18 protein-coding genes and 1 tRNA gene are annotated in these 16,600 nt (G+C 68.8%); 8 read left to right on the top strand and 11 right to left on the bottom strand.

All coding sequences use genetic code 11. The annotated features are described in order from the left end of the window. The first annotated feature begins 6 nt into the window (after positions 1-6). Entirely contained in the window at positions 7-1,626 is a 1,620-nt protein-coding gene (locus K8940_RS01050; protein ID WP_223392701.1) for a long-chain fatty acid--CoA ligase, read from the top strand. Here the strand turns inward: K8940_RS01050 and K8940_RS01045 are convergent. From K8940_RS01045 to K8940_RS01030, 4 genes are read right to left on the bottom strand one after another with little or no spacing between them, the layout of a single operon-like run. Then, entirely contained in the window at positions 1,623-2,102 is a 480-nt protein-coding gene (locus K8940_RS01045; protein WP_223392700.1) for a GNAT family N-acetyltransferase, read from the bottom strand. The genes K8940_RS01050 and K8940_RS01045 overlap by 4 nt on opposite strands. Next, the gene (locus K8940_RS01040) at positions 2,099-2,518 is read right to left on the bottom strand and encodes an SRPBCC family protein (RefSeq protein ID WP_223392699.1); all 420 of its coding nucleotides are present in this window, start codon (positions 2,516-2,518) and stop codon (positions 2,099-2,101) included. Before K8940_RS01040 ends, K8940_RS01045 begins: the two co-directional genes overlap by 4 nt. Before the next feature lie 5 nt (positions 2,519-2,523). Continuing rightward, on the bottom strand, positions 2,524-2,919 hold the full coding sequence (locus K8940_RS01035) for a PaaI family thioesterase (RefSeq protein ID WP_223392698.1): 396 nt from the start codon (positions 2,917-2,919) through the stop codon (positions 2,524-2,526). A 40-nt stretch (positions 2,920-2,959) separates the two neighbouring features. Next, the gene (locus K8940_RS01030) at positions 2,960-3,955 is read right to left on the bottom strand and encodes an aldo/keto reductase (protein WP_223392697.1); all 996 of its coding nucleotides are present in this window, start codon (positions 3,953-3,955) and stop codon (positions 2,960-2,962) included. 96 nt (positions 3,956-4,051) lie between these two features. Between K8940_RS01030 and K8940_RS01025 the strand changes: the two genes are divergently transcribed. Next, positions 4,052-4,951: a LysR family transcriptional regulator gene (locus tag K8940_RS01025; protein WP_223392696.1), complete on the top strand. Its 900-nt coding sequence runs from the start codon at positions 4,052-4,054 to the stop codon at positions 4,949-4,951. On the opposite strand, the gene K8940_RS01020 is transcribed toward K8940_RS01025, so the two are convergent. Both K8940_RS01020 and K8940_RS01015 read right to left on the bottom strand, forming a co-directional pair. Further along, the gene (locus K8940_RS01020) at positions 4,948-5,379 is read right to left on the bottom strand and encodes an acyl-CoA thioesterase (RefSeq protein WP_223392695.1); all 432 of its coding nucleotides are present in this window, start codon (positions 5,377-5,379) and stop codon (positions 4,948-4,950) included. The two genes, K8940_RS01025 and K8940_RS01020, sit on opposite strands and share 4 nt — an antisense overlap. Continuing rightward, positions 5,380-5,649, bottom strand: coding sequence for a zinc-finger domain-containing protein (locus K8940_RS01015; protein ID WP_223392694.1), 270 nt, complete (start codon positions 5,647-5,649; stop codon positions 5,380-5,382). A gap of 150 nt (positions 5,650-5,799) precedes the next feature. Between K8940_RS01015 and K8940_RS01010 the strand changes: the two genes are divergently transcribed. The 5 genes from K8940_RS01010 to K8940_RS00990 all read left to right on the top strand — a co-directional run bounded on the left by K8940_RS01010 (position 5,800) and on the right by K8940_RS00990 (position 10,981). Next, on the top strand, positions 5,800-6,762 hold the full coding sequence (locus tag K8940_RS01010) for an ABC transporter ATP-binding protein (RefSeq protein ID WP_223392693.1): 963 nt from the start codon (positions 5,800-5,802) through the stop codon (positions 6,760-6,762). 97 nt (positions 6,763-6,859) lie between these two features. After that, entirely contained in the window at positions 6,860-7,912 is a 1,053-nt protein-coding gene (locus tag K8940_RS01005) for a purine nucleoside permease (protein ID WP_223392692.1), read from the top strand. After that, a complete protein-coding gene (locus K8940_RS01000) occupies positions 7,909-9,225 on the top strand; it encodes an NCS2 family permease (RefSeq protein WP_223392691.1) in 1,317 nt (438 codons plus the stop codon). Before K8940_RS01005 ends, K8940_RS01000 begins: the two co-directional genes overlap by 4 nt. Before the next feature lie 113 nt (positions 9,226-9,338). Beyond that, positions 9,339-9,415, top strand: a tRNA-Arg gene (locus K8940_RS00995). A gap of 174 nt (positions 9,416-9,589) precedes the next feature. Next, a complete protein-coding gene (locus K8940_RS00990; protein WP_223392690.1) occupies positions 9,590-10,981 on the top strand; it encodes an NAD-dependent succinate-semialdehyde dehydrogenase in 1,392 nt (463 codons plus the stop codon). A 40-nt stretch (positions 10,982-11,021) separates the two neighbouring features. On the opposite strand, the gene K8940_RS00985 is transcribed toward K8940_RS00990, so the two are convergent. From K8940_RS00985 to K8940_RS00965, 5 genes are read right to left on the bottom strand one after another with little or no spacing between them, the layout of a single operon-like run. After that, complete coding sequence (locus tag K8940_RS00985; RefSeq protein WP_223392689.1) at positions 11,022-11,921, bottom strand: flagellin; 900 nt, start codon at positions 11,919-11,921, stop codon at positions 11,022-11,024. Continuing rightward, on the bottom strand, positions 11,922-13,637 hold the full coding sequence (gene flgK / locus K8940_RS00980) for a flagellar hook-associated protein FlgK (protein WP_223392688.1): 1,716 nt from the start codon (positions 13,635-13,637) through the stop codon (positions 11,922-11,924). Positions 13,638-13,642: 5 nt separating this feature from the next. Next, the gene (locus K8940_RS00975; RefSeq protein ID WP_223392687.1) at positions 13,643-13,945 is read right to left on the bottom strand and encodes a hypothetical protein; all 303 of its coding nucleotides are present in this window, start codon (positions 13,943-13,945) and stop codon (positions 13,643-13,645) included. A 2-nt stretch (positions 13,946-13,947) separates the two neighbouring features. Then, positions 13,948-15,225: a flagellar hook protein FlgE gene (flgE, locus tag K8940_RS00970; protein ID WP_223392686.1), complete on the bottom strand. Its 1,278-nt coding sequence runs from the start codon at positions 15,223-15,225 to the stop codon at positions 13,948-13,950. A gap of 5 nt (positions 15,226-15,230) precedes the next feature. Beyond that, positions 15,231-15,515 (bottom strand): flagellar hook assembly protein FlgD, encoded by a 285-nt coding sequence (locus K8940_RS00965; protein ID WP_223392685.1) that lies wholly within the window; start codon positions 15,513-15,515, stop codon positions 15,231-15,233. Between the two features lie 238 nt (positions 15,516-15,753). On the opposite strand from K8940_RS00965, the gene K8940_RS00960 reads away from it, so the two are divergent. After that, complete coding sequence (locus K8940_RS00960) at positions 15,754-16,578, top strand: flagellin (protein WP_223392684.1); 825 nt, start codon at positions 15,754-15,756, stop codon at positions 16,576-16,578. Positions 16,579-16,600 lie beyond the last annotated feature (22 nt).

Genomic DNA, 16,600 nt, shown 5'->3' with positions numbered 1-16,600 from the left:
GAGCGCATGATCCCTGGGCTCATGCAGACGACGCCGCTGATGATCAGCGGCATCCTGAACTACGCGGCCCAGGCCCACGCCGGGCGCGAGATCGTCTCGCGCCTGATCGACGAGCCGCTGTGGCGCTACGACTATGCCGGCCTGTCCCGCCGCGCCGCCCAGGCGGCCCACGCGCTGAAGCGTCTCGGGATCACGTCCGGCGACCGGGTCACGTCCCTGGCCTGGAACACCCACCGGCATCTCGAGCTGTTCTACGCCGTCCCCGGCATCGGCGCGGTGCTGCACACGGCCAATCCGCGCCTGTTCGACGAGCAGATCGTCTACACGATCAATCACGCCGAAAGCGCGATCCTGTTCTTCGAGCGAAACTTCGCAGCCCTGGTCGAGCGGATCGCACCGCATCTGACCACCGTGAAGACCTTCGTCATGCTGTCGGACGCCGAGCGGACGATCCCCGGCGCGGTCGGGGCGATCAGCTACGAGACCCTGATCGCCGGCGAGCCCGAGACCTTCGATTGGCCGGTCTTCGACGAGAACGCCGGGGCCTTCCTCTGCTACACCTCAGGCACGACGGGCGATCCCAAGGGCGTGCTGTATTCGCACCGGGCCGTGGTGCTGCACGCCATGGCCGGCGGCCTGAACAGCGCGTTCGGCTTCACCGCCTTCGACGTGGTCCTGCCCTGTTCCAGCCTCTACCACGCCACCGCCTGGGGCCTGCCGTTCAGCGCACCGATGTGCGGGGCCAAGATCGTGCTGCCCGCCGACAGGATGGACGGCGCCAGCCTGCACGAGCTGATCCAGGGCGAGGGCGTCACCTTCACCGGCGGGGTGCCGACAATCTGGACCATGTATCTGGACTGGCTGGACAAGACCGGCCAGCGGCCGGACAGCCTCGAGCGCGTCGTCATCGGCGGCAGCGCCGTGCCGCGCGCCATGGCCGAGACCTTCAAGCGCCGCTACGGCGTCCAAACCCTGCAGATCTGGGGCATGACCGAGACCTGCCCGATCGGCGTCGTCGCCACCCCCACGCCCGCCCTCGCGGCGCTCGGCGAGGACGCCATGGACGAGGCGATCTGGACTCGCCAGGGCCGCCTGCAATTCGGCATCGAGCTGCGGGTCGAGACCGAGGACGGCCAGGACGCGCCCTGGGACGGCGAGACCTCCGGCGCCCTGCTGGTGCGCGGCCCCTGGGTGGTGCGCCGCTACTTCCGCAAGGAGGCCGACGCCGCCCGCCCCGACGGCTGGTTCGACACCGGCGACATCGCCACCCTCGACGCCAACGGCTTCATGCGCATCACCGACCGCCAGAAGGACGTCATCAAGTCCGGCGGCGAATGGATCAGCTCGATCGACTTGGAGAACGTCGCCGTCGGCTGCCCGGGCGTGAAGATCGCCGCCGTGGTCGGCGTGCCGCATCCCAAGTGGGAGGAGCGCCCGCTGCTGGTCATCGAGGTTCACGAAGGCTCGGTCGTCGGCAAGGCCGAGGTGCTGGCCTATCTGGCCCCCCGGATCGTCAAGTGGTGGACGCCCGACGACGTGGTCTTCGCCTCGGTGCCCCTGACCGCGACCGGCAAGATCGACAAGAAGGTGCTGCGCGAGGCGTGGAAGGGCCACCTGGGCGGCTAGAACTTCAGCCGCCAGCTCTCCGACACCAGCCCCTCGGCGAAGCCGTCATAGTCCCAGCTCTTCTCCAGTTCGAACCCGAACCGGGCGTAGAGGCGACGGGCCGGCAGCAGGTTGGCCTGGGTCCAGAGCACCACCTCGGCGTAGCCGGCCTCGCGGGCCCGCGCCAGGCAGGCCGCGACCAGCGCCTCGCCGACGCCCAGGCCGCGCGCGGAGGGCTCGACCAATAGCAGGCGCAGGCGACCCACCGTGTCGGTCTCCTTGGCCAGCATGATCGAACCGACGGGACGCCCCTCGTGCTCGGCGATCCAGCAGGCCTCACGGGCGGGATCATGGGTTTTGACGTAGTCAGCCACCACGCCGGCCACCACGCCCTCGAAGCGATGATCCCAGCCTTCCTCGGCCGCGTAGAGCTGGCCATGCCGCTGGATGATCCAGCCCAGGTCGCCCGGGCCGGTAGGACGCAGGGTGACCGTCATGCCTTCCCCTGGGCCTCGACCAGCGCCTTCAGCTTGGCCAGGTCGCGGGCCACCGCCGCCGCGTCGCGGTCGAAAGCGGCGTCATCGTACATGGTGGCCGGTCGAAAGAGGGTCAGCCCCACCTCGGCGCCCTCTCCATTGGCCACCACCCGCAGCGGCATATAGAGCTCGGTCCCGTCCGGCAGGGTCACCCAGTGGTCCAGCACGCCGAGGGAATTCTCGGGCGAGAACCGCACCTTCACGTCGCCGCCGGGCCCATGGGCGATCCACTGCAGTCCATTGGGGTCGCCATCGCGGGTGAGGCCCGAGGCCAAGCCCGCCGCCCACTTCGTGAAGCTCTCCGGCGCGCGCGTGAAGGCATAGACCTCCGCCGCCGGCTTGTGGATCCGGATGCTGATGTGCCGGGACTCGAACATGGGCGCTACTCCACCGTCATCTGGGTCTGGGTGACCACCGCCACGAGCTTGCCTTCGTCGGTCTCGATACGCGTGGTCCAGACGCTGGAGCGCTTGCCGATGTGCAGCGGCGTCGCGGTCGCGACCACGGTCGCCCCGACCTTGGCCGGGCCGATGAAGTTGGTCTTGCTCTCCAGGGTCGTGGTGCGCTTGCCCTCGGGCGTCGACAGGAAGGCGCCGATGGCCCCCAGGGTGTCGGCCAGGGCCATGGCCGCCCCGCCGTGCAGGATGCCGCCGGCGGTGCACAGGTCGGGCCGCACGACGAGCCGCCCCTCGACACGGTCGGGGGCGGCGTTGGTCACCGTGACGCCCATCAGGGCGGCGAACGGCAACAGGTCGAGATCGAAGACGGGCGTGCTCATGATCACATCTGACGCCCGTCTCACGACCGGATGCAAGAGGTCAGCGCTCGCTGTCGAGGAACCGCATCATCTGTTCGGCGTAGCGCGCACCCGCCACCGCCTCGGTCGGCACGGCGGCCTCGATGGCGGCGAGATCCCCGGGCGTGAAGCTGACCTCCAGCGCCCCCAGGGCCTCGGCCAGGCGATCACGGCGGCGCGCCCCGATCAGCGGCACGACATCGTCACCACGCGAGGCGACCCAGGCGATGGCGGCCTGGGCCGTGGTCACGCCCTTATCCTCGGCCACCGCGCGCAGGGCCTCGGCCAGCTTCAGGTTGGCGTCCAGGTTCTCGCCCTGGAAGCGCGGGCTGTGGGCCCGGAAGTCGCTGCCGTTCTTGCCGGTGTCCTTGGTCCAGTGGCCGCTGATCAGGCCGCGCGACAGCACGCCGTAGGCGGTCATGCCGATGCCCAGTTCGCGCAAGGTCGGCAGGATGTCCTTCTCGACGCCGCGCGAGACCAGCGAGTATTCGATCTGCAGGTCGACGATCGGCGCGACCTTGGCGGCCCGGCGGATCGTCTCCGAGCCCATCTCCGACAGGCCGATGTGGCGGACATAGCCGGCCTGGACCATCTCGGCGATGGCGCCGATAGTGTCTTCGATCGGCACGGATGGATCCAGGCGCGAGGGCCGGTAGATGTCGATATGGTCGACGCCCAGACGCTTGAGGCTGTAGGCCAGGAAGTTCTTGATCGCCGCCGGGCGGCTGTCGAAGCCGAGGAACTGGCCGTTGGGGTCGCGCAGGGCGCCGGTCTTGACGCTGAGCACCAGCTTGTCGCGCTTGTGGTTCTTCAGCGCCTCGCCGATCAGCATCTCGTTGTGGCCCATGCCGTAGAAGTCGCCGGTGTCGATCAGGGTGATCCCGGCCTCCACGGCGGCGTCGAAGGTGGCCAGGCTCTCGGCCCGGTCGCTGGGGCCGTACATGTCCGACATGCCCATGCAGCCAAGGCCGAAGGCGGAAACGACGGGGCCGGTCTTGCCCAATTGGCGGGTTTTCATGGGGGTCTCTCCTTGAGAAGCGAGGAGGGTTATGCGCCGCCTGAGGCCGTGCGATAATCCAATAAGGTCCGCACGGGCCGTTCGGATTTTCGCACAATGCAGCACGCCGACTTCGCCGATCTCGACGCCTTCACCGCCGTGGCCAACGCTCGGGGCTTCCGGGCGGCGGCGGCGTTGCGCAATGTCTCGGCCTCATCGCTGAGCGAGGCGGTCCGCCGGCTGGAGGCGCGGCTGGGCGTGCGCCTGCTGAACCGCACCACCCGCAGCGTCACCCCGACCGAGGCCGGCCAGAAGCTGCTGGAGCGCTTGTCTCCCGCCCTGGCCGACGTCGCCCTGGCCCTGGACGAGGTCAACGCCTTCCGCGACAGCCCGACCGGCACCCTGCGCCTCAACGTGCCGCTGGTGGTCTCCAAGGTCGTGATGCCGCGGCTGATCCCCAGGTTCCTGGCCCAGCATCCCGGCGTCGCCGTCGAGATCATCGCCGAGGACAGCTTCATCGACGTGCTGGCCGCCGGCTACGACGCCGGGGTGCGCTACGACGAGCGGCTGGAGAAGGACATGATCGCCGTGCCGCTGTCGGGTCCGCAGCGGTTCATGCTGGTCGGCTCGCCGGCCTATTTCGCCGCCCATGGCCGGCCAACGCACCCGCGCGAGGTGCTGGACCACGCCAGCATCCGCCACCGCTTTCCCAGCGGCGTCACCTATGCCTGGGAGTTCGAGAAGGACGGCCAGACGATCCGCCTGGATCCGCCGGCCCGCCTGACCTCGACCAATCTCGACCTGGAACTGGCGGCCTGCGAGGCGGGCGTGGGCCTCCTGGCCACCTTCGAGGACTTCGTGACGGAGTCGATCGCGGCGGGACGGCTGGAGGCGGTGCTGCAGGACTGGCTGCCGCCGTTCAGCGGGCCGTATCTGTACTATCCCAGCCGTCGACACATGCCCGCGCCCCTGCGGGCGTTCGTGGACTTCGTGAAGGCCGAACGGATGGGCCCCTAGACCGGCAGCGGCCTGGGCTTACGGTCCTCGCCGATGGCCACGAAGGTGAAGACGCCTTCGGTGACCTTGTGAGCCTGCTCGCCGTCACGGCGGCGACGCCAGGCCTCGACGGCGACCTTGATCGAGGTGCGGCCGGTGTGGACGACCTTGGCGAACAGGCTGACCTCGTCGCCGACGAACACCGGGCTGATGAAGGTCATGCCGTCGATGGCGATGGTGGCGCAGCGGCCGGCCGCGCGGTGAAAGGCGATCGAGGCGGCCGCCAGGTCCATCTGCGACAGCAGCCAGCCGCCGAAGATGTCGCCTTCGGGGTTGGTGTCGGAGGGCATGGCGATGGCGCGCAGCACCGGCGCCTCATGTGGCCACTCGGCCTTTTCCCAGGCCTTGGCGAGGGTCTCGGCCCGCTGGGCCGTCGGAACGTCGGACACCTAGTGGCCGCCAGCGCCTTCGTAGACGCCCGGGGCCAGGCGCTCGTCCTCGTCGCCCTCGCCGGTCGACGCCACGAAGCGGCGGTCGCAGTACGAGCAGTCGACGAAACCGGCCGCGCCCATCTCCAGCCACACGCGCGGATGGCCCAGCGCTCCGCCGACGCCATCGCAGGCGATGCGGTGTGAGCGGACCGTGATCGTCTCGGGCGCGGGGCCGGCGATCGCGGCGGGATCCATGGCCGTCGGGGCGGTGGAAGGGGTCTTGGCCATCGGGCGAGTCCTTGAAATCTGAACGTGGCCTTGGCGCGACCGCGAACGAGGCATACCTATGCGACGCTGGAAGGCGCCGTCAATGAACGCGCGCCTCATCTGGCGTTTCGGCCTCAAATGGATGAGGCCGTGTTGCTATCTGGACGATTCATGGACCTGCCCGCCTACGCCATCGAAGCCGAAGGCCTGTACAAGACCTACGCCGCCACCAAGACCTCTCCGGAGAAGCGGGCGCTGAACGGCATCGACCTGAGGATCCCGCGCGGCTCGATCTTCGGCCTGTTGGGTCCCAACGGCGCGGGCAAGTCGACCTTCATCAACATCCTGGCGGGTCTGGTTCGCAAGACCTCGGGCACGGTGCGGATCTGGGATCGCGACATCGACCAGCGCCCGCGCGACGCCCGCGCCGCGATCGGCGTGGTGCCGCAGGAGCTAGCCGCCGACGTCTTCTTCACCCCGCGCGAGTCGCTGGAGGTGCAGGCCGGCTTCTACGGCGTGCCCAAGAACGAGCGCCGCACCGACGAGCTGCTCAACGCCCTGGGCCTGGGCGACAAGGCTAACGCCTATGTCCGCCAGCTGTCGGGCGGCATGAAGCGCCGCCTGATGGTCGCCAAGGCCATGGTCCACCAGCCGCCGGTGCTGATCCTGGACGAGCCGACCGCCGGGGTCGATGTCGAGCTGCGCCGCCAGCTCTGGCACTATGTGAAGGGCCTGAACGAACTGGGCGTCACCATCGTGCTGACCACCCACTACCTGGAAGAGGCCCAGGAGCTGTGCGACGAGATCGCCATCGTCAACCGCGGCGAGGTCGTCGCCTGCGAGCCGACCGCGACCCTGCTGCGCCGGATGGACAGCCGCAACGTCGTGGTCACCCCCGATGACCCGGTGACCACCGCCCCGGCCCTGGCCGGCTTCGACACCAAGCTGCGCGCCAACGGCGCCTTCCAGGTCAGCTACCGCACCGGCCAGTCCAGCGTCGAGCAGGTGCTGGCGGCGGTGCGCGCCAGCGGCGTCCACATCAAGGACATCGCCACAGAAGACCCGGATCTGGAGGACGTCTTCCTGGCCCTGACCTACGGCGACCCGAACGCGGCCGATCCGACCAAGGACTGATCACCGCGCGAACCTTCGGCCATCCGGAACGAAGGGCGCTTGCCAGCCTCCGCGAGCCACGCCAGCTTCGCCGCGATTTTCGGCGCGGAGGGGCGTGATGACGATGCGGTTTCTGGGGCTGGTCCTGGCTTTGTGCCTGGGCCTCGCTCCCATAGCCCGGGCGGACGCCAAGCCGATCCCGGTCAAGGTCGTGGTCCTGGCCACCTTCGAGATCGGCGAAGTCACCGGCGACCGCCCCGGCGAGTTCCAGCCCTGGGTCGAGGGCTTGCCGCTGAAGGAGAGCATCGAGGTCCCCGGCCTGCGCCACGCCGCCCGCTGGTCGCCCGAGACCGGCGTGCTGGGCGTGATGACCGACATGCGCGCCCGGGCCCGCGAGAGCGTCGCCGCCCTGATCCTCGACAAGCGGTTCGACTTCTCCAAGACCTATTGGCTGGTGGCCGGCATCGCCGGCGCCGATCCCAAGGTCGCCTCGCTGGGCAGCGCCGCCTGGGCCCGCTACGTCGTCGACGCCGACCCGATCTATGAGGTCGACGATCGCGAGATCCCGGCGGACTGGCCCTATGGACTCTATGCGCTGGACACCGACCGCCCGAACGTGAAGGGCTCGGCCAAGGGCTCCTCCGGCATGGTCTGGGCCCTGAACCCGCAGTTGGTCGACTGGGCCTACGGCCTGACCGCCAGGACCCCGATCCCCGACAATACTGGCCTCGCCGCCCTGCGCGCGGCCTATGTCGGCGAGCCCAACGCCCTGAAGCCGCCCTTCGTGCTCAAGGGCGAGGCCCTGGGCGCGACCCGCTTCTGGCATGGCGAGAAGCGCACCCAGTGGGCGGAGGACTGGGTGAAGCTCTGGACCGACGGCGCGGGAACCTTCACCATGACCGACTGCGAGGACCAGGGGATCCTCGACGTGCTCGACCTCTACGCCAAGGCCGGCAAGGTCGACTTCCAGAGGGTCCTCGTCCTTCGCACGGCCAGCAACTATTCGCGTCCGCCGCTGGGGGCTCCGGCCTTCCCCCGCGCCTTCCACGGCGAGGGGGCGATGGCGGCCTTCGACTCGGCCTATCGTGTGGGCTCGGTTGTGGTGCGCGAACTGGCCGGCCACTGGGATCGGTACGAGACCAACGCGCCCAAGGGGGAGGCGGCGAAATGATCGAGACGTTCTTCAAGCTCAAGGCCCAGGGAACCTCGGTGCGCACCGAGGTGCTGGCCGGTTTCACCACCTTCCTGACCATGGCCTATATCGTGATCGTCAATCCGACGATCCTGGGCCAGGCCGGCATGCCGATCGCGGCCGTCGCCGCCGCCACCTGCCTGGCGGCCGGGTTCGGCAGCATTCTGATGGGGCTGATCGCCAACTATCCGATCGCCCTGGCGCCGGGCATGGGCCTGAACGCCTATTTCACCTTTACCGTCGTCAAGGGCATGGGCCTGCCGTGGGAGACCGCCCTGGGCTGCGTCTTCCTGTCGGGCGTGGCCTTCCTGGTCCTGACCGTCGCCGGAGTCCGCCAGCTGATCGTGGGGGCCATTCCGCGTCCGCTGTTCTCGGCGGTCGCCGCGGGCGTGGGCCTGTTCATCGCCTTCATCGGCCTGAAGGAAGCCGGCATCATCGTCGCCGATCCCGCCACAACCGTGGCCCTGGGCGACCTGACCAAGCCGAACGCCGCCCTGGCCATCCTCGGCCTGCTGATCATGGGCGGGCTTATGGTCTGGCGCGTGAAAGGCGCGATCCTGATCGGCATCCTGGTCGCCGCCGTCGCCGGCTGGGCCCTGGGCCTGGCCAAGATCACCCCTGGGGAGTCGGGCCTCTCCGCCCTGACCGCCACCGCCTTCAAGCTCGATATCCCGGCCGCCCTGCACCTGAACGGCGGGGCCGGCATGGCCATCGCCGAGGTGATCTTCGTCTTTCTGTTCGTCGACCTGTTCGACAATGTCGGCACCCTGGTCGCGGTGACCAAGAAGGCGGGCCTGGTCCAGCCCGACGGCACGATCCCGCGCCTGAACCGGATCCTCACGGCCGACTCCATCGCCACCATCGGCGGCTCGCTGGCCGGCACCTCCACGGTCGTCAGCTATATCGAGAGCGCCTCGGGCGTCGCGGCCGGCGGCCGCACGGGCCTGACCGCCGTCGTCGTGGGCCTGCTGTTCCTGGTCACCCTGTTCTTCGCGCCCTGGGTCCAGGCGATCCCGGCCGCCGCCACGGCCCCGGCCCTGATCATCGTCGGCTCGATGATGGTCGGCGCCCTGGCCGACGTCGACTGGGACGATCCGGGCGTGGCCATTCCCGCCTTCCTGACGGTGATCGCCATCCCGCTGACCTTCTCGATCGCCAATGGCCTGGCGTTCGGCATCACCGCCTTCGCCGGCCTGAAGCTGCTGCGCGGCCAGGCCAAGCCCGGCGACTGGCTGCTGTTCGTCCTGGCCGCCCTGTTCGTCGCCCGCTTCATCTACATGGGCGCGGCCTAAGGGGGGCGCGGCCTGATACCCGGGGGACGGCGCCGGACGGCTCGCGAAGCCATTTGCCCTGGCGCCGCCTTTCGGCTAAGACCCGCTTCCGCCCCGGTCCGCCAGGGCGACACGCACCCGTAGCTCAGCTGGATAGAGCGTTGCCCTCCGAAGGCAAAGGTCACACGTTCGAATCGTGTCGGGTGCGCCATTTCTCCTGATCATCACGTGAAGACCCCCGGCACGCGCGGGGTCGACGCCATGTTCTCGTCCCGCTTTGAGCCTGGTCAAGGAAAGGTCCGGCGCGCGGCGCGACCTTGCTCGCGCTCGGGCCCGTCGGCCTGGGGGCGGCCAAGCGGCGCCGCATCGCCAAGGAGGACGTTCCATGGCCTACGCGACCACCAATCCCTATACGGGCGAGGTCCTGAAGACCTTTCCCGACGCCACCGACGCGGAGGTGGCCAGGGCCATCGAGACAGCCGACGCGGCGTTCCAGGCCTGGAGAACGACCAGCTTCGCCGAACGCGCCCGGGTGATGCGCGCGGCGGCCGCGATCCTGCGGCGCGAGAGCGAGGCCTACGCCAGGACCGTCACGCTGGAGATGGGCAAGCTGCTCTCCGAGGCCAAGGCGGAAGTCGAGCTGTCGGCCGAGATCTTCGAATACTACGCCGACAACGCCGAAGACCTGCTCGCGCCGCAGACGCTACCGGTCAAATCGCCGGCCGAAGGCGAGGCCCGGCTGGTGCACGAGCCGCTCGGGGTCCTGCTGGCCATCGAGCCCTGGAACTTCCCCTACTATCAGATCGCCCGGATCATCGCCCCGCAGCTGTCGGCCGGGAACACCATGCTGCTCAAGCACGCCTCGAACGTGCCCCAGAGCGCGGCCGCCTTCGAGGTCCTGATGCGCCAGGCCGGCCTGCCGGAGGGGGCCTTCCAGAACCTCTACGCGACGCGAAGCCAGGTCGAACGGATCCTCAACGATCCGCGCGTCCACGGCGTGGCCCTGACCGGCTCGGAGGACGCCGGCGCGATCGTGGCCAGCCAGGCCGGCAAGGCGCTGAAGAAGTCGACCATGGAGCTGGGCGGCGCGGACGCCTTCGTCGTCTTGGCCGACGCGGACCTGGAGAAGACCATCCGCTGGGCGGTGTTCGGCCGACACTGGAACGGCGGCCAGGTGTGCGTATCGTCCAAGCGGATGATCATCGTCGACGCGGTCTATGACCGGTTCCTCGAAGGCTACGCCGCCGGCGTCGCGGGCCTGCGTCAGGGCGACCCGCTGGATCCGGACACCACCCTCGCGCCGCTCTCGTCGCAGAAGGCCGCCGACGAGCTCAAGGACAAGATCCGGCAAGCGGTCGAATTCGGGGCCAAGGCGCAGGAGGTCGGCCCCGAGCCGCCCAACGCCGGCGCCTTCGTGCGGCCGACCATCCTGACCGACATCGCCGAGGACAACCCCGCGCGCTATTGGGAGTTCTTCGGTCCCGTCTCGATGCTGTTCCGCGCCAAGGACGAGGATGACGCGGTGCGCATCGCCAACGACTCCCCCTTCGGCCTGGGCGGCTCGGTCTTCACCGCCGACACCCGGCATGGAGCCGAGGTGGCCGCCCGGATCTCGACGGGCATGGTGTTCGTGAACCACCCGACGATGGTCAAGGCCGACCTGCCGTTCGGCGGCGTCCGCCGCTCGGGCTATGGGCGCGAACTGCTGGGCCTGGGGATCAAGGAGTTCGTCAATCACAAGCTGATCAACGTCGTCGACATCGACGCCCCGTTCTGATCGGCCCGGCTGGCCGCCACCACGTCGGTGGCGGCCGAGCCTAGCGCAAGTACTGCAGCAGGCTGACCGACGACAGCGAGCTGATCGTCGAGTACAGGGCCTCCAGCTGGGTCTGGTAGTTGGTGACCAGCACCGCGGCCTGGGCCAGGTCGGCGTCCTTAAGCTGCGAGGCCAGGTCGTCCAGCGTGCCGATCTTGGTCTCGTTGCGCGTGATCAGGCTGGACAGCTGGTCGGCCTGGACGCCCAGGGCCGCCTGGGTCGTACCGATGTCGGTGACCGCCTCGCCGACCAGGTCGAAGGCCGAGGACAGGGTCGTGGTGTCGCTGGGATTGGCGATGATCATCGACAGGGCCCGCGCCAGTTCCTCGAAGCCGGGGGACTGGGCGGTCGTCGACAGGGCGATCTTGGTCCCGTCGACGCTGGTGAAGGTCCGGCCTGCCGACGCCCCCTGATAATAGCCCGTGTCGCCAGCCGTCGTCGGATCGTAGTCGGCATCGGTGAAGTCGACCGGCGCGGTGTCGACGGCCTCGCCGCCGAACACGTAGACACCGCCCACCTGGCTGTTGAGCTGGGTCTGCAGGTCGTCCAGCCAGCCTTGCGCGTAGGTCGCCAGGCTGGCGGCGTCGAGGTTCGAGCCGCTGATCTGGGCGGCCAGCTGGGTCTTGATGGTCGAGGCCAGGTCGGCGATGTCGCCCACCGCCGAATAGGCCGACTGGACGTAGCTGGCCGCGACGCCGGCGGCGGTGTTGTCGGCGGTCAGGCGCGTGGACTGGCTGGACAGGCGCAGCAGCGAAGCCGTGTCGGCCCCGAGTCCCCCGAACGAGGACGACTTCAGGCCCGTCGCCTCCTGGGTCTGCTGATCGGCCAGCTTGGCCTGGGTGCGCAGGCTGGCGGCGATCAGGGCGCTGGAATGGGCGAAGGAGCCGATGCGGGTGATCATCTAGTTCACCATGCTCACCAGGGTGTCGAACAGGTCGCGGACCATGGACACCAGCTGGGCGTTGGCCTGGTAGGCCTGCTGGTACAGCTCCAGTTGGGCCAGTTCCTCGTCGAGATTGACCGCCGTCAGGTTGGCCAGCCGGGTTGTCGCCGCGTCGTAGGCGTCGCTGGAGGTGTCCGCCTGGGTGGCGGCGTCCGAGACCAGGGTGGCGGCGGCGGAGACGAAGCCGGCGGCGCGGTTCACCAGGCTGGACTTGCCCGCCGCCATCTCGCCGACCGCGGCGAACGAGACCTCGGCCGACAGCGCCGCCGAGATCTTGTCCGCCGTCGCCGAGGCGCCCGAGGCGATGGCGACGGCGCCGACGGCCAGCGTCCCGGAGACGTCCAGGGCGGCGGTCGCCAGGACCGAGGAGTCGGCCGCCAGCTTGGTCGACAGGGCGATGTCGCTGGCCGAGGTCCCGCTGAAGATATCGTTGAAGCCGAAATAGTCCGAGAAGCCCTGCCCTCCGATTGAGGCGTCGATGTTCCCGAGGGCCACGCCGTTGGCGGAGTCGGCGGCGGCGATCACCAGCTTGCCGTCGGTGATCGAGGCGCTGACGCCGCTGATGCTGTTCAGGCCGGCGATCAGGTCGCCGACCGTGGCGTAGGCCGAGAGGTTCAGGTCCTGGGTCGAGACGACCGCGCCATTGGCGTCGGTGACCGCCACGCGCAGCGAGCCGGTGGCGCTGAAACTGTCCGTCGCCGACACTGCCGACGCGCTGGTCAGGCTGGCGGCGGCGGGACTGCTGGAGCCGGTGTTGGCTGCGGCGTTGACCTGCTCGATCAGGCTGGCGGCCAGTTGGTCCAGCGCCGCCTGCTCGCCCACCAGGGTGTCGTCGCGCAGGGTGATCAGCCCGCCCAGCTTGCCGGTGGTGATCGAGGTGGTGATGTCCTGGCCGTTGACGGTGACGCCCGAGATCGAGCCCGGATAGGTCGCGCTGGCCGACAGGGCGCTGGAGGCGTCGTAGGACAGGGTGGCCGCCGCCGTGCCCAGCAGTTGCTGGCCGCCCGTGGTGTAGACCATCACCCGGTTGTCCGAGGTCGTGTAGGTCGTCACCCCGATCAGCGACGACAGGGTGGTGACCGCCGCCGCGCGCTGGTCCTCCAAGTCGCTCGTATCCCCGCCCGAGGCTTGCGTGGACACGATCTGGTCGTTCAGCGTCTTCAGGGTCGAGAGCGTCGAATTGATCGTGTCGACGGTCTCGTCGATCTCGCTGTTGGCCTGGGTGCGCAGCGACTGGATCTCGCCCGACAGCGAGCGGATCGACGAGGCCAGGCTGGAGGCGGCCGAGACCGCCGCGGCCTTGGTCGAGGCGGTGCTGGACGAGGCCAGGTTCGTCAGGGCGGTCTGGAACGCCGTGAGCAGGCTGGAGACGTCGTCGCCGCCGTCCACAGAGCCGAGGCTGGCGTCGTAGGACTGCAGGTAGGTGTCGATGATCGCGTCGCGCCCGTTGGCGGCGGCGGTCTTGTCGACGGTCTTGGCCAGGTAGGTGTCGGCCGCCCGGGTGACGGTGGCCGTGGACGCCGCCAGGGTCGCGGTCGTCGCCGTCGTGGCGACGGTCTTGCGGCTGTAGCCGGCGGTGTCGGCGTTGGCGACGTTCGTCTGCGAGACCGCCATCTGGTACTGCGCGGTCGTCAGGCCGGCGCTGGCCGAGGTCAGGATGGAGGTCAGGGACATGGCCGTCAGCGCCTCCCGCGACCGCCGTAGCCGTCGACCGCGCGCAGGCCCTTGTTGACGGCGGTCAGCCGCTGTCTCTGCTCGGCCATGTCGGTCTCGAGCCGGGCCATGCGGCCGTCCAGGGCGCGGCGGACCTCGTCCAGGTTCGACAGCATCAGCAGGCGGTCGTCGCCGGTGAGGCCCTCCAGGCGCTGGGACACCGCCCGGGCCAGAGCGATGGCGTCCGCCACCGTCTCGACGATCGGGGCCTCGCCCTGGGCCAGTCGCGAGACCTGAGCCTTGGCGGAGAGTTTCTCGACGGTCGCCATGGTCAACGCACGGCCTGCATCAGGGTGTCGAACATGTCGCCAGCCGTGCTGACCACCTGCGAGGCCGCCGAATAGGCCTGCTGAGCGATGATCATCTTGTTGAATTCGCTGGCGATATCGGTGGTGGAGCCTTCCAGCGCGCTAGCCACCAGCGAGCCCGCCCCGCCCTCGCCCGGCAGGTTCAGGTGCACCTGGCCGGCGGCGGTGTTCTCGTCATAGGTGGTGCCCGAGACCAGGGTCAGGCCGTTCGGATTGCTGAAGGTGGCGATCGGGATCTGGAAGATCGCCAGGCTGATGCCGTTGTCGAAATTGGCGGTGACCAGGCCGTCGGAGTCGATGGTGATGCCCGACAGCTCGCCATAGAGCGCGCCGTCCTGCTCGGTGGAGACGTTCTCCAGGCCCAGGGTCGACGAGGTCGAGGCGTACTGGGTGACCCCGTCTGTGCCGCCGATGTCGCCGATGTCGAGCGCGATCGTGCTGTCGGCCGCGCCGCTGTTGAAGCCGGTGACGGTGAAGTCCAGGGCCGGCGTGACCGAGCCCAACGAGCCGTCGGTGTTGAAGGTCACCGTGTAGGGCCCGCCGGTCAGGGTGCCCGAGGTCGTCGTGCCGTCCGAGGTCAGCACCGGGTCCGACAGGGTCAGCTCCCAGGTGTTGGTGGCGGTCTTGGTCCAGGTCTGGCCGACCGTGTGGCTGACGCCCAGCGAGTCGATCAGCTGCATGCTGGTCGTGTAGGACGCGCCCGTCGCCGCGTCGGCGGGGACGTTGGCGGTCATCTCGATCGTGGACGTGGCCTTGGCCGTGCCCCCGATCGAGGACAGGTTGATCGCCGAGAGGCCGGTCAGGTCGTTGGTGTTCGACGCCAGGACGTTGCCGTCGGCGTCGGTCGGCCACCCCATCAGGTAGAAACCCTCGGTGTTGACCAGATAGCCGTCGGCGTCTTTCTCGAAGCTGCCGTTGCGGGTGTACATGTCCTCGGAAGCCGCGCCGTTCGGGTTGGCGGTGACCACGAAGAAGCCGGCGTCCTGGATGGCGATGTTGGTGGCGGTGCTGGTCGAGGAGATCGTGCCCTGGACGCTCATGCCCTGGGACGATTTGGCCGTGACCGCGCTGGTCGACGTCGCAGAGCCCTTGGAGCCGCTGACCAGGGTCTGGAAGTAGACGTCCGTGGTCTTGTAGGCCGTGGTCGAGGAGTTGGCGATGTTCTCGGAAATGGCAGAGAGCGCGCGGCTCTGGGCGGTCAGGCCCGAGACGGCGGTGGAGAGGGCGGCGGAGAGCGACATGAGCGCTAGCTCCCCGAGGCCAGCAGGGAGACTTGCGTCAGCAGGTCCGACATCGTGTCCGACATCGTCGTCAGCGTGTCGTTCATGTTGATCTGCTGCTCGAGCCCGGAATAGGTCGCCAGCTGGCTGGTGAACTCGGTGGGATCGGTCGGATCCAGCGGGTTCTGGTTGGTCAGCTGGGTCATCAGCAGTTGCAGGAAATCGGTCGTGCCCAGCTTCAGCGAGCTCGACGAGGACGACGTCGTGCTGGTCGTCGTCGCGGCGCTGGTCGCGGAGGTGACGGTGGTCATCGGAAACCTCGGGGGTTCGAGAGGCGCGACGCCTTGCCGGCGCCGATGACCTGTTGAACGGAGGCTCCCCGCCTGATGGGGCGCAAAAAATTCGCGAAAAATTCCGCTGAAAAAAGACCGCCCCATCCGCCCGGGGCGCTCCGTTCAAGATCCTGAAGTCCGTCCGCGAAGAACCGCGGGCGATGCTTCCCGGTCGGGACTCTCCCCGCCCGGCTTCCGAAGAGAAGCGGATTAGAAGATGCCTGTTATCTCGACCAACACGGCGGCCAACACCGCCCTGCGCTACCTGAACAACAATTCGGCGGCGCAGAGCGAATCCCTGGCCAAGCTGTCGAGCGGCTCGCGGATCGTGAGCGCGAAGGACGACGCCTCCGGCCTCGCCATCGCCACGTCCATGAACGCCGACATCACCGTGCTCAACCAAGCCGCCACCAACGTCACCAGCGGCACCTCGGTGCTGAACACGGCTGACGGCGCGCTGTCCAACGTGGCCGACATCCTTCAGCGCATGAACTCGCTGACGGCCCAGGCCCAGTCGGGCAGCTCCAGCGCCGACGACCTCAGCTACATCGACGCCGAGTATCAGCAGCTGCTCGAGGAAATCGACGACATCACCACGACCACGAACTTCAACGGCGTGGCTCTGTTGGATGGCGCCAGCGACTACTCGACCGGCGTGGACTTCCTGGTCGGCACCGCCAGCACCGACACCATCACGGTGCAGCTGGACGGCGCCACCACGGCGGACCTGCTGATCAGCGGCACCTCGATCACGGACGCGGCCTCGGCCGCGGCGAACATGGACCTCATCTCGACCGCCATCACCCAGGTGTCCGAGATGCGAGCCAATGTCGGCGCGACCCTGTCGCGTTTCGAGTTCCGGGGCGACGTGATCAGCACCTCGCTGGAGAACCTGCAGTCGGCTGAGTCGGCGATTTCGGACGTCGACATCGCGACCGAGCAGACCAACTTCACCAACTATCAGACGCTGACCAGCGCCGCGATTTCGGCCCTCTCGCAGGCCAACTCGATGAGCCAGTCGCTTCTGAAGCTGCTGCAGTAGTCGGCCCGGCACCTCTGGCGGG

Source organism: Caulobacter segnis (assembly GCF_019931575.1).
GTDB lineage: Bacteria > Pseudomonadota > Alphaproteobacteria > Caulobacterales > Caulobacteraceae > Caulobacter > Caulobacter segnis_C.
Note: the sequence above shows the minus strand (reverse complement) of the source record. Positions and strands in the feature narration are given on the sequence as shown.